Below are 17,399 nucleotides of genomic sequence, written 5' to 3' on the forward strand. Positions count from 1 at the left end.
CCCCTACTCGGTGAACCGCAGGGCCAGGACGCTGCCCTCGGCGTCGGCCGAGAGGTAGACGGTGCCGTCCGGCCCCGCGGTCAGGCCGGCGAACGGGCCCATCGGGCCGGAGAACGGGGGTGTCCCGCGCAGCGGTTCGGCGACCACGCCGGGTGGCGCGCCCACCGGTAGGTGCGTGGCCAGCGTCTGGCGCGCCTTGGTGTCCAGATCGACGCTGACCAGCGCCTTCAGACCGGCATCGAGAATGAGCAATCGGTTGCCGTGCACCAGGATTCCCTGCGGTGTCTCGAGTCCGTCCACCACGGTGTCCACCCCGGCGTCGTTGATCCCGGTGATCCGGCCCGCGCCGGACTCGGAGACCAGCACGGTGCCGTCCGGGGCGAATGCGACGCCCATCGGGGCATCGAGGCCGGACGCGAGGACCGAAACCTGTCCCGATCGGAGCGAGAGCACCCGTCCGGCGCCGAGTTCCGCGGCGACGATCGTCCGATCCGCGGTCACGGCGACACCGTAGAGCTGATCGAAACCCTGTGCCACGACCTTGGTCCGCGCGTCCGGACCCGGGCGGTAATAGGAGATTTCGCCGGTGGAAGTCGTGCACAGTATCTCGTCCGCGCCTACGGCGGTGATGCCACGCACGTAGCCGGGGGTGCCGGGACTGAAAAGCGAGGCCATCTGGTGCAATTCGCCGTTGCGCAGCAGGTAGAGATAGGTGCCGTCGGCGAGGTAGAGGTCGCCGTCCGGCCCGGCGGTCAGGTCCAGCGGCCACATCAGGCCGCCCGCGAGGATCTCCCGGGTCTCGCCGTCCGGGCGGATTTCGGTGATCTCCCCGGTGAAACTCGAGACGAACAGCCGGTCGCCGACGAAGGTGCAGTTGTCCAGGCCCGGCGCCAAGCGGGCCAGCACCTGCCGGTCACCGGTGCGCGGGTCGATGCGCAACACCTCGCCGGTCTGTACCTGGGTGGACACGATAAAACCCGCGGCGTCGAATTTGACCGAGTCCGGCACGCCGAGGTCGCCCGCGACTCGTTCGGGCACACCGCCGTCGGGATCGATGCGCCAGATGTCGTTGGTACCCATGACCGGGTAGTAGAGGAGGCCGTCGGGTCCGACCTCCATGGCGTTGGGCATCGGCAGGTTGTCCTGCAGAATTCGCGGCGCACCGCCGTCCAGGGGCAGCTCCATCAGGCGGCCGCCGATCCGGCATTCGTTGACGAACAGCCGGCCCTGATGCACGGTGATGCCGTTGGCGCCGGGAATGTCGTCGCGGATGACGCGCGTGCGACCGTCCTTGCCGCGCAAGCTGACTCGCGCGTTCATGTACTCGGTGGCGATCAGATTGCCGTCGGGGTCGAACGCGATGTCGTCGGGGGCGACGATGGCGCCGCCTTTGGCGCTGACGGTTTCGAGATCGCCGGTGCCGACGTCCAGGGCGCTGATCTGACTGCCGGCCACCTGCGCCACGTAGATGCGATTGTCAGCGCCGGTGCGCAGGCCGTTCGCGCCGAACAGCCTGCTCGGGGGCGTGAGTCGTTCGATACGCACCCCCGGAGCGAGGGTGATGGATGTGGTGCTGCTGTACCGCGCGCCCTGACTCAAGGCGGCCTCCCTGAACGGTGAGAACGTCGATGTGCGTGGCGATCTGCGCGACGGCCGGATCGGGCCGTTTCGTGCGGCAGGCCACTGGCTTGTGCGGCCACAGTACGACAATCCTCATAAGGATAGCAATACTTGACATTTGACCGGGCGGGCGCGAAAAAGCCTGGCCCGCGAATGGATTCGCGGGCCAGGCTGGGTAGAAGTGGTCGGGGAAGTTAGATCCGCATGCCCCGGCTCGATTGCATGGCTTGACGCACCACATCGGCGGAAGCGTTGACGACCCCGTTGTCGAAGCGATCCAGCACCAGGGTCTGAGTGGCGGCGAGGTGCACCCGGTAGAGGCGCTCGGCCGCCGCGTCGTCGCCCGCCGCGATCGCCTCGGTGATGCGCACGTGGGTGTGCACGGCCTCGGCGGAATCGGTCGGGGAGGGATACTCGCCCCGCTTGGTGAGCACCTCGGCCCAGGCCTCTTCCTGGGCCGACCACAGTGCGACCAGGCTGCTCACCACATAGCGCACCGTGGCGTTGGGAGTGAAGGACACGACCAGATCATGGAATTCGCGGGCGGTGTGGGTGAATTCGATGCCTTCGCCGATCAGCGCCTCGCAGGCCGCGATATTGGCTTCCAAGGCCGGAATCACCACCTCGGCGCGGTCGGCGCGCCGCGCGCACTCGGCGGCGCACATCGGTTCCAGGGTGCGCAGGCCGGAGGCCAGATCGCCGAGGGTGACCCGGGCGCCCTGGAGCGCCAACCCCAGGTGATAGGCCGCCGAGGATTCGTTCGGCCGATGCACTTCGGCGCCGCCGACATTGCCGCGCCGGACGGTCACCAAGCCCTCGGTCTCGAGGATGCGCAGCGCCTCCCGGATCGAGGGATAGCTGACCCCGAAGTCCTGCACCAGCTGGTCCTGCGTGGGCAGCCGGTATTCGTCGTCGCCGCTCAGGATGCGGGTACGCAGTTCCGCGGCAACGGTTTCCGCGATGCGGCGCTGCGGGATCCGGACTCGGCGGGGGTTGGTCACCTCGCGAGTTTACCCACAGGGTTCTGACCATTCAAACATTGCTATCCTTATGAGGATTGAAGTACTGTCCGCCGCATGGACTTCGAGATGGGCGAAGCCGCGGCGCGCCTGCGCGGTGAACTGCGCCGGCTCGTGGCGGCGGAGGTGCCCGCGGACTACCTCGGCGCGTTCACCGACGACCCGGCCGATCTGGCCGTGGCCCAGCACTTCTGCCGGGCGCTCGCCGATCGGGGGCTGCTCTGTCCGGCGTGGCCCGCGGAGTACGGCGGCCGGGACGCCTCGGTGTGGGAACAGACCGTGGTCCGCGAGGAGATGTGGGCTCATCACGAACCCCGGGGAGCGCAATACATGGGCGTGAACTGGGTCGGCCCGGCGCTCATGCGGCACGGGACCGTAGACCAGCGGCGCAAACATCTGCCCTCGATCGCGCGGGGCGAGGTGATCTGGTGCCAGGGCTTCAGCGAACCCGACTCCGGCTCGGATCTGGCCTCGCTGCGCACCGCCGCGCGCCCGGACGGGGATGGGTGGTCGATCTCCGGTCAGAAGATCTGGACCTCCTACGCTCAGCTGGCGCAGTGGTGCTTCCTGCTCGCCCGCACCTCGAAAGCGGAGCGAAAGCAGCAGGGCCTCACGGTTTTTCTGCTCCCGATGTCGAGCCCCGGCCTCGAGGTCCGCCCGATTCGATCCATGCTGGGGCCGCACCATCTCAACGAGGTGTTCTTCGACGGCGTCCGGGCCACCGAGGCCGACGTGCTGGGCCGCGTCGGCGACGGCTGGCAGGTGGTGCGCGAAGTATTGGCCTTCGAACGAGTCGGGATCGCGCGGTACGCACGTTGCGAACGATTGCTGCACGCCGCACCGCGGGTGCTGGGGGAGTCGCGATGGGCGCAACTCGTGCCGCAGCTGCGCGGGCGGTGGTCGCGCATGCTCGTGCACTGCCGCCGCGCCCGGCTGCTGGCCTACCAGGTCGTAGCCCTACAGGACGCGGGGCAGGTCGCGCCGGGTGACGCCGCCGCCTACCGCATCGCGGTCACCCGGCTGGATCAGGACAGCGCCGCCGTCCTCGCCGAAATCGCCGCCGCCGCACCGGAGGACGAACCCGGCCGCCGCTACCGGCGCGCGGTAGCCGACCACTGGCGCTACGCGCAGGCCTCGACCGTGGCCTCGGGCAGCATCGAAATGCAGCGAATCCTGCTTTCGCGGACCCTGTTGGAGGCTGCGTGATGGACGTGCAGTTGGCCCCGGAGGCACTGGAATTCGGACGGCAAGCCCGCCGCGCCTTCGAGCTGGCGGGAGGCCACGCGCTACTCCAGCGAGCCGAGCCGGACCCGCGTCTGCGACGAGAACTGGTCGAACCGATCCTCGACCGCCTCGGTGCCTGGGATCTCGCGCCCCGCCGCGATCCCGGCGAACTGGAAGCAGTTGCCGCCCTCTGTCGCAGCGCGGGCTACTGGTCGATCCCTTACCCGGTGGCCGAGCGACTGGCGCGTCCGCACCACCAGGACCCCGACGGCTACGCCGTGGACGGTCTCGTGGTGATTTCCGAACGTGACCCTCGAGGACCGCTCGCGGGCCTCGACTTCCGCTGGGCGGCAGTGACACTCGACGGTAGCTTCGGCAACGTCACAGTGACGCATACTGATGCGCCGCCGCGCCACACAGCTTTCAGCACCCGATTGGAATGGCGGCCGTACGGGCAGGTTGCCAACCGCCCCGAGGCCGACGCCCGGTCAGCTGGTCACAGTGCCGCGTTGGGGGGCAGGTCGGAAGCCGTAGACGTCCCAGATGTAGGCCGTGCGGTTGCGAGCGGCGGAACTGCCGGGACGCAAGACTTTGTGGGCCAAGAGCAGGGCGCGCTGGATCTGGCGCTCGGATTGGTGCTCCCGTGCTGGACGCTGCTCGGGATGCTGGATCGCGCGCTGGATCTGACGCGGGCGCATGTGTTGACGCGGGAGCAGTTCGGGCAGCCGCTGGCGGAATTTCAGGCGGTGCAATTTCAGCTGACGGATGCCGAGGTCGAGCGCCGGGGGGTGGACATGCTGGCGCGATACGCCCTGTGCGGCATCGCCGCCCGCGATCCCGGTGCGGTCGACGACGCGCTGGCGTTGCGGCTGGCGGCGCTCGAGGCGGCCGAGATCGTGTTCCGGGTGGCGCATCAACTACATGGTGCGCTCGGGTTTTGCGACGAGTCGCCGTTGTCGTGGCTGTCGCGGTACAGCCTGCCGCTGCGCAGGCTGCCACTCGGCAGCGCGGGCACGGAAGACCTGCTGACGCGCCGCATCGGCCGCCGCGGGCTGACGGGTCTGTTCTCGGGAAACGCGCAGGGAGCGTGAGGGTATGGATTACGAACTGCCGGACGCGGTGCGAGTGTGGGCCGATGGCTCGGTTCGCGTGGTCGTGCTGGATCGTCCCGACGAGCTGAATGCGGTCGATGCCGACATGCACTGGGCGCTGGCCCATGTCTGGCGGCAGCTGGCGGCCGATCACGAGGCCCGGGTGGTCATTCTGACCGGGGCCGGGCGAGCCTTCAGCGCGGGCGGTGATCTGGACTGGATCACCTCGTTTCTCGACGACCCGGTGGCACGTGACGAAAGCATCCGCGAGGGTGCGCAGATCATCGAGGAGATGCTGCGGTTCCCGCTGCCGGTCATCGCCGCGATCAACGGCGCGGCCGTGGGGCTGGGCGCGAGCCTGGCGATCCTCAGCGATATCGCCTTGATCTCCGAGCGGGCGTATCTGGCCGACCCGCATGTCGCGGTCGGGCTGGTCGCGGGAGACGGCGGCGCGGCCTTCTGGCCGCTGCTCACACCGATCCTGCGGTCCCGGGAGTACCTGTTCACCGGCGACCGCATCGACGCGCCGACCGCCGTGCAACTCGGATTGGCCAGCCGCGTCGTGGCGCCGGAGGAGTTGCTGCCCGCCGCGCATCGGCTGGCCGAACGGCTGGCCGCACAGCCCGCCGAAGCGCTTCGGGCCACCAAACGTGTGGTCAACATGCATCTTTCCCGAGCACTGGCGGGCCCACTGCAAGCGGGTTTCGCCGCCGAAGTGGTCACCATGCGGTCCGCCGAGCATCGGGCGCGGTTGTCGGCGCTGCGGGAGCGGGCGGCCACGCGATGACGACGGCCGAGTTGACCGAATTCCGGGCCGAGGTGCGGGCTTGGTGTCGTGCGCACATTCCGGGCGACTGGCGGGCGGCGCAGACCGGTGCGACCGACGCCGAATTCGTAGCCTTTCAGCAGGACTGGTTCCGCACGCTGCGCGGCGCGGGTTACGCCGTACCGCACTGGCCGCGGGAGTGGGGTGGCGGCATACCGATCTCGCGCCAGGTCGTGCTGTATCAGGAGCTCGCCGCGCACGACGCCCCGCGGCTGGTGCTGGCCTTCGTGGCGATCCATCACGCCGCCGCGACGCTGCTCGCCGCCGGTACCCCGGCCCAGCAAGCCCGCCACCTGCCCGCCATTCTCGACGGCGAGATCTGGGCCCAGGGCTTCTCCGAACCCGGGGCCGGTTCGGACCTGGCGGCCTTGTCCACGGCCGCGCGGCGCGACGGCGACGACTACGTGGTGACCGGGCAGAAGGTGTGGGCCAGCGGTGCGCAGTACGCCGACTGGTGCCTGCTGCTGGCCCGGACCGACCCGAGTGCACCCCCACGGCAGGGCATTTCGTATTTCCTGCTGGACCTGCGGACACCCGGCCTCGACGTGCGGCCCATCCGCCAAGCGACCGGCGAATTTCACTTCTGCGAGATCTTCCTCGACGAAGTTCGGATTCCCGCCGCGAACCTGATCGGCGGGGAACACGCGGGCTGGCAGCTGGCGCGGCGCACTCTGGGCGCGGAACGCGGCTTGACCATGCTGGAACTGGCGGAGCGTCTCGGCCACGCCGGTTTCCGATGGCTGCTCGAGGCATGCGCCCGCACCGCTTCCGACGGCAGTCGCCCGCTCGATGATCCGGTGGTCCTGGACCGGCTGGCGGCCTTCGACACCGAGATCACCGGTCTGCGCGCACTCTGCCGCGACTTCGTGGAACGCGACGAACGCGACGCCGCGGGCCCGGCCGACGCTTCGATCGTGAAGCTGTACTACAGCGAACTGCTCCAGCGGATCACCGATTTCGGGACCGAGATCAGCGGCGTGGCGGCTCACGGCGTGCTGCGCAAACCGCGGTCGGGCGGCTGGGAATCCGGGGCCTGGATGCTGGACTTCATCGGGTCCTGGGAATGGACCATCCCCGGCGGCACCAGCGAGATACAGCGCACCATCATCGGGGAACGCGGCCTGGGTCTGCCCCGGGAACCGGCGGCCGGGCGATGACCGAGACGGCGTCGGCGAACCCGGACTTCGCCGCATTGCATGCGGAGTTGCGCGCGGTGGCCCGAAACGTGCTGGCGCGGACCGGTTCCGGCGGGTCCGTCGATCGCGCGCTCGCCGCCCGGCAGGGCTGGCTCGGACTGGAGGTGCCGGCGGAATTCGACGGCGCGGGGGCGACCTTCGCGGAGTCGGCCGTCGTCGCGCGGGAATGGGGGCGGGCCGTGGCGCGGGGTTCGTATCCGAGCGCTGTTCTCGCCGCGGGAACCTGCCTGCTGCTCGCCCCCGAACCTGGCCGGGACCGACTGCTACGCGCCCTCGCGGCGGGCGAATCCACCGCGGCGGTCGCCTTCACCTCCGATGCGGGCGCGGCCCGCCCCACCGCAGCGCCGTTTCGGCTGCGGCTGCGCGGCGGGCAACGAACGCTGTCGGGGAGTGCGGAATTCGTGCTCGACGCGCCTGCGGCCGATCGGCTGCTGTTGTTCGCGACCGATACGGACGGTCTGCCGGTGGTGGTATCGGTGGCCGCCCGGACCGCCGGGATCTCCCGCACCGCACAGCCTCTACTGGACCGGACCCGAACCTTCGGATGCCTCGTGGCCGAGGACCTCCGAGTGTCACCGGACTCGATCCACCGCTTCACCGGCGACCCGGCGAGCGCCCTGCGGCGGGTACACGATCGAGCCGCCGTCGCCGTCGCCTGTGACAGCCTCGGCCTCAGCGAAGCCGTGCTCGCCGCCACCGTCGCCTACGCGACGACCCGCACGCAGTTCGGCCGGCCCATCGGTGCGTTCCAAGCGGTGAAACACGCCTGCGCCGACATGCTGGTGCGACTCAGGGTGTCCCGGCACCTGGTCGACGCGGCGGTGCGCCAGGTCGCGGAACCCGGCCCGGACGCAGAAGTCGCCGTCGCCATGGCCAAAGCCCACGCTTGCGCCGCCGCGGTCGACATCGCCGGTAAGGCACTGCAATTGCACGGCGGCTACGGCTACACCTGGGAGAGCGGCATTCATCGCTATCTCGAGCGCGCGACCCTGAACCGGGTCCTCTATGGCGCCCCGGCCGCACACCGCCGCCGGATTTCCACCCGCTACGGCCTCGGGAAGGACCATCGAGCATGACTGCGCGGCCGCGACGGCACCAGTGGTATCGGATGGCGGTCTTCGCCCCCAGTGCGCTGGAGGTGGTTCGCTGCGCCGGCGGCTGGATCTGCGACCGGGCCATGGCCGGATGGGATGTCACGATCGTGACCGCGCCGGCCGATTCCCGGCCGTTGCGCATCCTGGGGGCACACGCGCTGGATCCCGAACTCGACCCGTCGGCCGTTCTGCGAGAATTCGCGCCGCAGGCGATCGCGGTCGCGGGCGACCTGTTCGAAGCCGATGCGCGGATCCGGGACTGCGCGCTCGGGCAGCTGGCGTGCGCACCGATGGAGATCACCGTCTGGGGTGCGTCCTGTCCGCCGGAGCTCGGTGCTCGCATGCGCACCATGGAGTACCGGTTGAGTTATGCGGCAAGGGCTTTCAAAGCGCGAGCCTGGGCCGCCGTCGCCCTGCCGGACACGCCGATCGCCGCGGTCGAGTCCTGCTACCGCGACGAGTCGACCGGGCGGCCGCCCGGCATCACCCTGCGGTAGGGCGAGCCGACGGCGGCCGCCGTCGGCTCAAAGGTTCATGAGCCGGGCGAGATTGCCGCCCATGATCAACTTCTGGTCCGCCAACGGCAGATCCTTGATCTCGTCCACGTAGCGGGCGGGTTCGGCCAGACCCTCCGGATGCGGGTAGTCCGACCCGAACAACACATGGTCGGCGCCGATGACACGGGACAACTCCACGAGGTCCTCTTCCCAGAAGGGGCTGACGTGGATCTTCTTGATCGCTTCGACCGGATCGCCCGGAAAGCCCTGCGGGGCCTTCTTGTACACGGTGGCGAGGCTTTCGAGCAGTCCCGGCAGCCAGGCCGCGCCGTTCTCGATCACGGCGATCTTCAGCTCCGGGAACCGGAACAACGCGCCGTGGCAGACCCAGGAGGCCATGGCGTCGCGGATCGGCTGCCATTCGTTGATCATCTTGAAGGTATTGATCTGGAACGGCAGCATCTCGCGTGAGCCGCCGTCCCATTCGGCGGCGTGCCGGGCGTAACCGCTGTCCGAGGAATGCATGGTGACCAGCACGTCGAGTTCGACGACGCGCTGCCAGAACGGGTCGAACTCCGGCACCGCGAACGACCGCGGGCCGTACAGGCCGGGCACCGGGGCGGGACGGACCAGGATGGCGCGCGCGCCGCGCTCGACCACCCACTCCAGCTCCTCGATGGCCTTGTCCACGATCGGCAGACTGATCACCGGCACCGTGAAGATTCGGTCGGCGTAGTTGAAGGACCAGGTTTCGTGCAGCCACTGGTTCAGCGAATGTACGACCGCGTGGATCAGCTCCGGATCGTCCTTCATCCGCTCCTCGATGAGGCTGGCCAGGGTCGGGAACATCAGCGCCCGATCGATCTGCAACTCATCCATGAGCTCCAGGCGGGGTGCGGGTTCGCGGAAGGCCGGTGCGGACGGAATCGGTTTACCGAAGATGTCGCGCATGCTCTTGCCGTCGGGGTTGCCGTGTTTGAAGTAGTCCTCCATCGCGCCCGGCCGGGCGACCACGTCGAAGGTGGGGTTGGGGATGTAGTTGCTGATCTGACCCCGGATCGCGATCTTGGTCCGGCCGTCGACCTCGACGTACTTGACGGCGTCGCGATACCGGTCCGGCAGGAACTTGGTCAGCGCCTCCCGGGTTTCGTAGAGGTGGTTGTCCGCGTCGAACAGTGGATACGGCAGCTCGCGCTTGGTCATCGGATTCTCCTTGTCGATACTTCGGAACGGCTCGGGCGGCGGGTGCGGTGCTCAGGTGGCCAGCCGTTGGGCGGCGAGGGCACGCAGCTCCGCGGTTTTGATCTTCGCGTTGCCGGTGAGCGTGAAATCGCTGTCGGCGAACGGCAATACGTGCCGTGGCACCTTGTAGCTGGCGAGTCGTTCGCGCAGGAACGCGCGGATCTTCTCCGCGTCCAGCGCCACGCCGTCATGCGCGACCACGCACGCGACGACCACCTCACCGAGCGTGTCGTGCGGCACCCCCACCGTGCGCGCGAGTTTGATGCCCGGGTAGCCGGCCAGGGCCTCGTCGACTTCGACGGGGGAGACATTCGCGCCGCCGGTCTTGATGATGTCGGTCAGCCGGCCGACCCAGAACAGGCGACCGGCCGCATCGAGGTAGCCGCCGTCGCCGGTACGGAAATATCCGTCGGCGTCGAGGATCTCGTCGCGCGGAATGCCGATATAGCCGAGCATGAGGGTCGCTGCCTTGACGCAGATCTCGCCACTCGCCCCGCGGGGTAGCACCGCGCCGGTGATCGGGTCGGCGATTTTGATCGTGACACCGGGCAGCGGGACGCCGTTGCTGCCGGCGTGCACCTCGTCCGGCGTGTCGGCCGGGAAAGACGTGGTGATGGTGAAGGTCTCGGTATTGCCGTAGGCGTGGTTCGGTTCGGTCCAGTGCGAGGTGACGGTGGGATGCTGGGCGAAGGGGCTGCGGGCGTCCACGAATCGCATACTGCTGAGGTCGGCGTCGGCCCACCCGGGCGCGCCGGCCAGTTGCTCCCACTGATGCGGCCAGGCGAACGGGAAGTTCACCCGTTCGATCTGCATCAGTGCCAGGGCTTCGGCGGGGTCGAAAGTCGGTTGCAGCACGAGAGATCCGCCGCAGGCGAGGGTCGCACCCAACGCCAGCGCGAAATTGCCGGACCAGAAGAAGCCGTTGGCGGACCAGCCGCGCACCTCGTCCTGCGGGGTGAAACCGTACATCCGCCGGAACCGCCACATCTGGATGGCCACCCCGCGATGGGCGCTGAGAATGCCTTTCGGAGTGCTCGTGGAGCCCGAGGAGAAGAACAGCACGGCGGGATCGCTGGGGCGCACCGTCGCGGCGGTCGCTTCGATCGATTCCGGCCGTTCGCCGCGGCCACGCGCGAGGAACTCGCCCCAGGAATCGATGGCCGAGCCGGTGACCGCCGAGCCGACGAGGGCCAGATGGCGTAGGAACGGATACCGCGTCGAGCGCGGCGCGCCGGGCGAGACCGTGCCCAGCTCCGGTTCCAGTTCGATCAGCACTCGCGCGAAATCCCTGCTCAGCACGTGGCGTTCGAACAGCAGCACCGATACCCCGGAGGTGCGAAGTAGCTGGTCGAGCTCCGCCGGAGTGGAGAAGGTGCTGAGGGTGACGGCCACGCCCCCGGCCAGCGCGGTACCGAATACCGCCGAGATCCACTCCGGCCGGTTGGTCATCAGTACGCCCACCCGGCCGTCCTTGCCGAGCCCGAGCGCGTGCAGCGCCCGCGCCACCTCGACCGACCGCTCCCACAGATCGTGGTAGCTCCAGCGGGTGACCCCCGCGGGCCCGCGGGCCACCAGCGCCTCGCGCTCGCCGTACAACTCGGTCACCTCCCGCAGGAACCCCGGCAGGGTCAGCGCGCCGAGTCCGGGCTCGGTGTCCAGCGGGGGACCGGAAAGGATCGAATCCGATTGTCCGGGAGCGTTGTCCGGCTCCGCGGCGCTGACCTGCGCGTCCATCTGCTGCCTCGGCATCTTTCCGTGCCGCTAGAGCGGCAGCTCGATTTCGGCGGTGGAGTCGACCAATACGCCGCCGTTCTGATCGGTGAGGCGCAGTCGCGCCTCGACCACGGGCACACCCCAGGTGGACAGCGCTTGTTTGCCGACGATCTCGGCGTCGAAATAGGTGACGTCGCCCTCGAAGGAGGGCAGCCGGAAGTCCGATTTGATATGACGCACCATGCCGTCGGTGCCGGCCCAGTAGGCCAGGTAGTCGGTGCACCAGGCGCCCATGGTCGCGCCGTAGCCGTAGGCGCGCGCCATCCCGACCTCGTCGGCCTTCGCGTTGTCGGTGTGCCCGCGGGACGGCCCGACGTAGAGACCGTCCCGTTTGCGCGGATCGATCTTCGCGCCCTCTTCGTCGAAGGCGAAACCGTCGATCCAGCCCGGATCCTGATACACCCACGGGTCCTCGACCCCTTCGGGCGCGACCCATTCGAAGGTGCCCCAGATGTTGAACAGAAAGGCCCGGTACTCGGTGGTGAAGCTGGCGATGCTGTGCGGGCCGATCACGCGACGCGGCAGCGTATCGCCGACCTTCACTTCCTCGAAGCGCGGGGAGACGCCCGCCCGGTTCGACATCAGCCATTCGGTGCGAAGGGCTTGCACCGCTTCGAGTTCCGCCGCCGTCCACTGCTTCAGCTCCCCGGCCTGCTTGTCGTACATGCCCCGTTTGCGGGCCTCCGCGGCCAGATAGCGGATGGTCGTGGATCTTTCGCGGGCCACCAGCGTGCCGTGCTGATTGCGGTGCGTGGTGTCACCCCGGGAGAACAGTGTCGGCCCGGCGAATTTCGTGTCCGCGACTTTGTAGTCGTGGAAGCGGCGCTCCTGGAAGAGCTGGTCGCCGGGCCGCACCGGGGCTCCGTAGAACCACCATTCCTCGCCGGCGAAGATGAGGTGACTGCCCGGAATCCGGCCGACGCAGGCGGGTGCGCAACCGTGCCCATAATCGAGGGCGACAGCCATGGACTGCGGTGCGACCAGACCCCCGTAGCGGGAGGTGCGGGCGAACTGCTGATCCCAGTGCAGCGGATTGGGGTAATCCATCGCCATGGCCCAGCGCCGGATATCGGAGGCGCTGCACGGCTCCCACAGTTGCCCGCCGCCGACCGGCAGGCCGACCCGGGGCTCGACATCGGACAGGTCGAGAGCGACGGTCTCGGATGGCGTGGTCTGGTTGCTCACTGCGTCTCCTGGTTATCGATTGACGTCGACGACGATGCGGCCGCGCACGGCGCCGCTGATCAGCTGCCGCGCGGCGTCGATCGCCTCGGACAGCCCGACTTCCCGCGTAATCGACTCGAGCGCTTCGGGTTTCAGGTCATCGGCGAGCCGGGACCAGGCCGCGATCCGCCGGTGCCGGGGCGCCATGACGCTGTCGATGCCGTACAGGGTCACACCGCGCAGGATGAACGGGGCGACGGTGCCCGCGAAATCCATGCCCTGGGCCAGGCCGCACGCGGCGACCGCCCCGCCGTATCGGGTCTGGGCGCAGGCGTTGGCCAGGGTATGGCTGCCCACGGCGTCCACGACACCGGCCCAACGCTCCTTCTGCAGCGCCTTGCCGCGCTCGCCGAGTTCGGCGCGGTCTACCACGGTGGCGGCGCCGAGCCCGTGCAGATATTCGGCCTCGGTGGTCTTGCCGGTCGCCGCGGCCACGGTGAATCCGCGCGCGGCCAGCAGTGCGATGGCGACACTGCCGACGCCGCCGGTCGCACCGGTGACCAGCACCTCGCCCTGGTCCGGCCGCACGCCGTGGTTCAGCAGCGCCTCCACACAGAGGGCGGCGGTGTAGCCGGCGGTGCCGATCGCCATCGCCTGACGGGTGGTGAGCGTCTCGGGCAGCGGTATCAGCCAGTCACCGTCGAGGCGAGCGCGCTGTGCCAGTCCGCCCCAATGGCTTTCGCCGACGCCCCAGCCGTTGAGCACGGCGCGATCGCCCGGCGACCAGCTCGCGTGCGTACTCTCGGTGACGACGCCCGCCAGATCGATGCCCGGGATCATCGGGTACTTCCGGACGATCGGCGACTTTCCGGTAATGGCGAGCGCGTCTTTGTAGTTGAGCGTCGAGTAGGCCACCTCGAGGGTGACGTTTCCGTCCGGCAGTCGCGCCTGATCCACCTCGGTCAACGAAATCGATTGCCCGGCTTCGGCTTTCTCGATGAGTAGTGCGGAAAACATGGGGATTCCTTCCTGGGTCCGGTGCCGGCCGCCCGCTGCTCAGCGGGCGGTCCAGCCGCCGTCGACGACGATCGTCTGGCCGGTCACATAGCTCGCCGCGTCACCGGCGAGCCAGATGATCGCGCCGACGATGTCCTCGGCGGTTCCCTGTTCGGGCAGCGGGATATTGCGGCGCAGGTATTCGCTGCCGCGGGCGCTGTCGTAGAGGCTCTCGGTGATCTCGCTGCGGAAGAAGCCGGGCGCGACGGTGTTGACCCGGATGGAATGGCGCGCCCACTGCACGGCCAGCTCGGTGGTCAGACCCGAGAGCCCCGCTTTGCTGGCGGCGTAGGACGCTTGCGGAATACCGGGCACACCCACCTGCCCGGAGATCGAGGAGACATTGACGATCGCACCGCGGCCGGCGGCGCGCATGTGCGGAAAGACCTGCTGCGCCAGGAACAATGGCGCCAGCAGATTCAGATCGACAGTGCGGCGGATCTCCGCCGCTGTCTCCGCTTCGGCCCGCGCGGCGGAGAACCGGTTCCCGGCGGCATTGATCAGGATTTCCGGCGGGCCCAGTGCGCCGGTGACAGCCGGCACGATCGTGGCGATATCGGCCGGATCGGACAGGTCGCACGGCACGGCCGCACCGTCGATCGCCTGCGCCAGGCCGGCCAGTCGATCGGCACGGCGGGCCACCACCGCGACGCGTGCGCCCAGTCCGGCCAGGGCGCGTGCGACGGCCGCGCCCAGACCGGAGGAGGCTCCGGTCACGATGGCGACCCGGCCGCCGAGGTCGAAGCGGTCCATGGTGCTCATGTCCGGCTCCTGGGCGTGATCCGCAGGACCGTTTCCCGCGCGAGCAGTTCCGGCAGTCGTGTGCGATCCACCTTGCCCATGGCGTTGACGGGCAGCGCGTCGACGTGTGCCCAGATCTCGGGCACCTTGTAGTCGGCCAGCTCGGCCCGGCACAACTTGGCCAGCGTGTGGAAATCCGGTGCGGGCGAATCGCTTTCCACCAAGGCGGCCACCCGCTGGCCGAGCCGGTCGTCGGGCACGGGGCACACCGCGACCTTGGTGACCCCGGCTTGCCTGCCGATGACCCGTTCCACCTCGAGCGGATAGACGTTGGCCCCGCCCCGGATGATGACCAGTTTCTTGCGATCGAGCACGCTGAGCCACCCGCCCGCGGAGACGGTGCCGATGTCTCCGGTCGGGTAGGGCCCATGCTCGGATGACGCGATGCCGCCGCGTTCCCAGTAGCCCAGCGGCGGCGTCCAGGTCCGGGCCCAGCGGCCGGAAGTCGCTGGGGCCAAACGCAATTCCCCCGACTCACCCGGCGGCAGCCGATTGCCCGCGTCGTCGTAGGCGGCGACGTCGTACTGCGGCAGCACCTGTCCGCTGGCGCCCGCTCGCCACCGGTCGCCGGCCGGGTCGATGGCGACCACCGTCGGTGCTTCGGTCAGGCCGTAGGTCGTGCGCGGAATCAGCCCGTGCGCTCTGGCGAACTCCTCGCGCACACTGTCGGGCGTGTCGCTGCCGCCGCTCCAGACCTCTTGCAGCGAAGCGAGATTCGACTGCGGGCGCCGGGCCAGGTCGTAGAGTTGCGCGGGCGCGCCGTTCCACACCGTGACGCGGCGATGCGAAATCCAGTCCGCCACACCGTCGGCGTCGCGGCGGTTCATCAGGATCGCGCACCCGCCTGCCTGCGCGGTGAGCAGCGTGGACAGCACCATCAGATTGAGGATGGTCAGCGGAAAGCTGTCGCCCTTGCGCAGTCGCGGACCCCAACCCCGGGTGCTGACCAGGACGGCGCCGGGAAGCAGCAGATTGCGCTGGCTGTGCACCACCGCCTTCGGGTGGCCCGAAGTGCCGCTGGTGAAGGCGATTCCAGCGGGTGCGTCGATATTCCGCGGCACGCGGGGCGCGGGCTCGGCCTCGGCCAGGAGGTCGGACCAGCGATCCGGGGCGACGCACGACACCGCGCTCGACCGGCAGTCCGGCCCGGCGAGTAGGACTTTCGCGTCGCAGCGGGCCGCCAGGGCGTCCTGCTCGCTCGCCGGCAGCGCCTCGCCGATCCCCGCCCAGATCGCGCCGATCCGTTGCGCGCCATGGAAAGCGGCGACGATATCGAGATCGTTGGGCATACAGGCGGCGACCCGGTCGCCGGGGCGAACACCGAGTGACCACAGCGCGCCGGCCGCCCGGTGGGCCCGCGCGTCCAGCTCGGCATAGGACCAGACGCCCGAAAACGCCTCCACCGCAGGCGCATCGGGTCGTGCGGCGAGCGCGGCGTCGAGCACCGTCGCGATGGACGTGGGCCGCGGTGTGACCGCGGCGCTGCTGCTTTCCACGCCACCTTGATATCAGTATCTTTACTATCCTTGCAAGGATTACTCAGATAATGTGGGGCGCAGCGTCACGAAGTGAGGGAACGGAGGCGGATGAGTCAAACAGGCCCGCTGGCGGGTGTGCGCGTGGTCGATCTGACGGCAATGGTCATGGGGCCGTACTGCACTCAGATCATGGCCGACATGGGCGCCGACGTGATCAAGATCGAACCACCGGCCGGGGACAACACCCGCTATATCTCGGTGGGACCCGAACCCGGACTCGGCGGCGTTTTCGTCAATGTGAACCGCGGCAAGCGCAGCGTGGTTCTGGATCTGCGCAGCGCGGAAGGCGTACGGGCACTGCGGGATCTGGTCGCGCACGCGGATGTGTTCATCCACTCCATGCGCGGACGGGCGGTCGCCGGCCTCGGCTTCGCCTACTCCGATGTGGCCGCGGTGAATCCGGCGATCGTCTACACGAACTGCTACGGCTACGGCCGCCGCGGCCCCGACGCGGACCGCACCGCCTACGACGACACCATCCAGGCCGAATGCGGTATGCCGTTCGCGCAGCAGCGACTCACCGGTGCGCCGGGCTATGCCGGGACCATCATGGCCGACAAAGTCGCGGGCCTGACCGCGCTGTGGGCCACCGTCATGGCGCTGTTCCATCGCGAGCGGACCGGGCAGGGGCAGGAAGTGGAGGTGGCCATGTTCGAGACCATGGCCGCGTTCATGCTGGTGGAACACGCCAATGGCGCGATGTTCGATCCGCCGCTGGGCGAAGCGATATACCCCCGGGCCGTGGCGCCCGATCGAAAGCCGTATCGGACCAAGGACGGGTACATTTCCGCGCTGGTCTACAACGACAAACAGTGGTCGGCGTTCGTGGCGGCGGTCCAACCACCGTGGGCCGGTGCGGAATTCGCGACGCTGGCGCAGCGAGCGGAACGGATCGACACCTTGTACGCGCTGCTCGGAGCTACCTTCGCCGAGCGTACGACCCAGCAGTGGCTGGATCTGCTCCATGCGCTCGACATTCCGGCGGCCCCGGTGCGCAGCCTCGATGAGCTGTTCGGCAACGCGCATCTCAACGCGGTGGAGTTCTTCGAAACGGTGCAAAGCCCGAACGGTCCCGTGCGCTTCCCGGGAATGCCCGCGTGGTTCTCCGAGACGCCCGGCGCGGTCGCCGGACCGGCCCCGCGCCTCGGCGCGGACACGGCGCGTGTGCGGGCCGCGATGCAGGCGGACCGTACGCGCTGGCCAGGCGCAGCGCAGTGTGATGCCGGTGCGCCACAGGAGAACTCGCGGAGTTCGTGAC

15 protein-coding genes are annotated in these 17,399 nt (G+C 69.1%); 7 read left to right on the forward strand and 8 right to left on the reverse strand.

All coding sequences use genetic code 11. The features are described 5' to 3' along the window. Positions 1-3: 3 nt before the first annotated feature. Complete coding sequence (locus BJ987_RS24425; RefSeq protein ID WP_245366110.1) at positions 4-1,599, reverse strand: SMP-30/gluconolactonase/LRE family protein; 1,596 nt, start codon at positions 1,597-1,599, stop codon at positions 4-6. A gap of 215 nt (positions 1,600-1,814) precedes the next feature. Next, the gene (locus BJ987_RS24430; protein ID WP_209894509.1) at positions 1,815-2,621 is read right to left on the reverse strand and encodes a FadR/GntR family transcriptional regulator; all 807 of its coding nucleotides are present in this window, start codon (positions 2,619-2,621) and stop codon (positions 1,815-1,817) included. Between the two features lie 75 nt (positions 2,622-2,696). On the opposite strand from BJ987_RS24430, the gene BJ987_RS24435 reads away from it, so the two are divergent. The 6 genes from BJ987_RS24435 to BJ987_RS24460 all read left to right on the forward strand — a co-directional run bounded on the left by BJ987_RS24435 (position 2,697) and on the right by BJ987_RS24460 (position 8,567). Then, positions 2,697-3,845: an acyl-CoA dehydrogenase family protein gene (locus tag BJ987_RS24435; protein ID WP_209894512.1), complete on the forward strand. Its 1,149-nt coding sequence runs from the start codon at positions 2,697-2,699 to the stop codon at positions 3,843-3,845. Positions 3,846-3,955: 110 nt separating this feature from the next. After that, a complete protein-coding gene (locus BJ987_RS24440; protein WP_372446952.1) occupies positions 3,956-4,954 on the forward strand; it encodes an acyl-CoA dehydrogenase family protein in 999 nt (332 codons plus the stop codon). 4 nt (positions 4,955-4,958) lie between these two features. Continuing rightward, positions 4,959-5,741 carry an enoyl-CoA hydratase/isomerase family protein gene (locus BJ987_RS24445; RefSeq protein ID WP_209894519.1) on the forward strand — a complete coding sequence of 261 codons (783 nt, stop codon included), beginning with the start codon at positions 4,959-4,961 and terminating at the stop codon, positions 5,739-5,741. Beyond that, positions 5,738-6,937, forward strand: coding sequence for an acyl-CoA dehydrogenase family protein (locus BJ987_RS24450; protein ID WP_209894522.1), 1,200 nt, complete (start codon positions 5,738-5,740; stop codon positions 6,935-6,937). The genes BJ987_RS24445 and BJ987_RS24450 overlap by 4 nt, the downstream gene beginning before the upstream one ends. Beyond that, the gene (locus BJ987_RS24455; RefSeq protein ID WP_209894525.1) at positions 6,934-8,052 is read left to right on the forward strand and encodes an acyl-CoA dehydrogenase family protein; all 1,119 of its coding nucleotides are present in this window, start codon (positions 6,934-6,936) and stop codon (positions 8,050-8,052) included. Before BJ987_RS24450 ends, BJ987_RS24455 begins: the two co-directional genes overlap by 4 nt. Further along, entirely contained in the window at positions 8,049-8,567 is a 519-nt protein-coding gene (locus tag BJ987_RS24460) for a hypothetical protein (RefSeq protein ID WP_209894528.1), read from the forward strand. The genes BJ987_RS24455 and BJ987_RS24460 overlap by 4 nt, the downstream gene beginning before the upstream one ends. 27 nt (positions 8,568-8,594) lie before the next feature. Here BJ987_RS24460 and BJ987_RS24465 read toward each other — a convergent pair whose 3' ends face one another. The 6 genes from BJ987_RS24465 to BJ987_RS24490 are packed head-to-tail and all read right to left on the reverse strand — an operon-like array spanning position 8,595 to position 16,099. Next, on the reverse strand, positions 8,595-9,770 hold the full coding sequence (locus BJ987_RS24465) for an amidohydrolase family protein (RefSeq protein ID WP_209894531.1): 1,176 nt from the start codon (positions 9,768-9,770) through the stop codon (positions 8,595-8,597). A gap of 51 nt (positions 9,771-9,821) precedes the next feature. After that, a complete protein-coding gene (locus BJ987_RS24470; protein WP_245366111.1) occupies positions 9,822-11,558 on the reverse strand; it encodes a class I adenylate-forming enzyme family protein in 1,737 nt (578 codons plus the stop codon). A gap of 12 nt (positions 11,559-11,570) precedes the next feature. After that, positions 11,571-12,767, reverse strand: coding sequence for an FAS1-like dehydratase domain-containing protein (locus tag BJ987_RS24475; protein ID WP_209894534.1), 1,197 nt, complete (start codon positions 12,765-12,767; stop codon positions 11,571-11,573). A 12-nt stretch (positions 12,768-12,779) separates the two neighbouring features. After that, the gene (acuI, locus tag BJ987_RS24480) at positions 12,780-13,763 is read right to left on the reverse strand and encodes an acrylyl-CoA reductase (NADPH) (RefSeq protein ID WP_209894537.1); all 984 of its coding nucleotides are present in this window, start codon (positions 13,761-13,763) and stop codon (positions 12,780-12,782) included. Between the two features lie 39 nt (positions 13,764-13,802). Beyond that, positions 13,803-14,564 carry an SDR family NAD(P)-dependent oxidoreductase gene (locus tag BJ987_RS24485; RefSeq protein ID WP_209894540.1) on the reverse strand — a complete coding sequence of 254 codons (762 nt, stop codon included), beginning with the start codon at positions 14,562-14,564 and terminating at the stop codon, positions 13,803-13,805. Next, complete coding sequence (locus BJ987_RS24490; RefSeq protein ID WP_209894543.1) at positions 14,561-16,099, reverse strand: class I adenylate-forming enzyme family protein; 1,539 nt, start codon at positions 16,097-16,099, stop codon at positions 14,561-14,563. The genes BJ987_RS24485 and BJ987_RS24490 overlap by 4 nt, the downstream gene beginning before the upstream one ends. 90 nt (positions 16,100-16,189) lie before the next feature. Between BJ987_RS24490 and BJ987_RS24495 the strand changes: the two genes are divergently transcribed. Next, on the forward strand, positions 16,190-17,398 hold the full coding sequence (locus BJ987_RS24495) for a CaiB/BaiF CoA transferase family protein (protein ID WP_209894546.1): 1,209 nt from the start codon (positions 16,190-16,192) through the stop codon (positions 17,396-17,398). Position 17,399: the final 1 nt, after the last annotated feature.

The sequence above is a fragment of the Nocardia goodfellowii genome (assembly GCF_017875645.1).
GTDB lineage: Bacteria > Actinomycetota > Actinomycetes > Mycobacteriales > Mycobacteriaceae > Nocardia > Nocardia goodfellowii.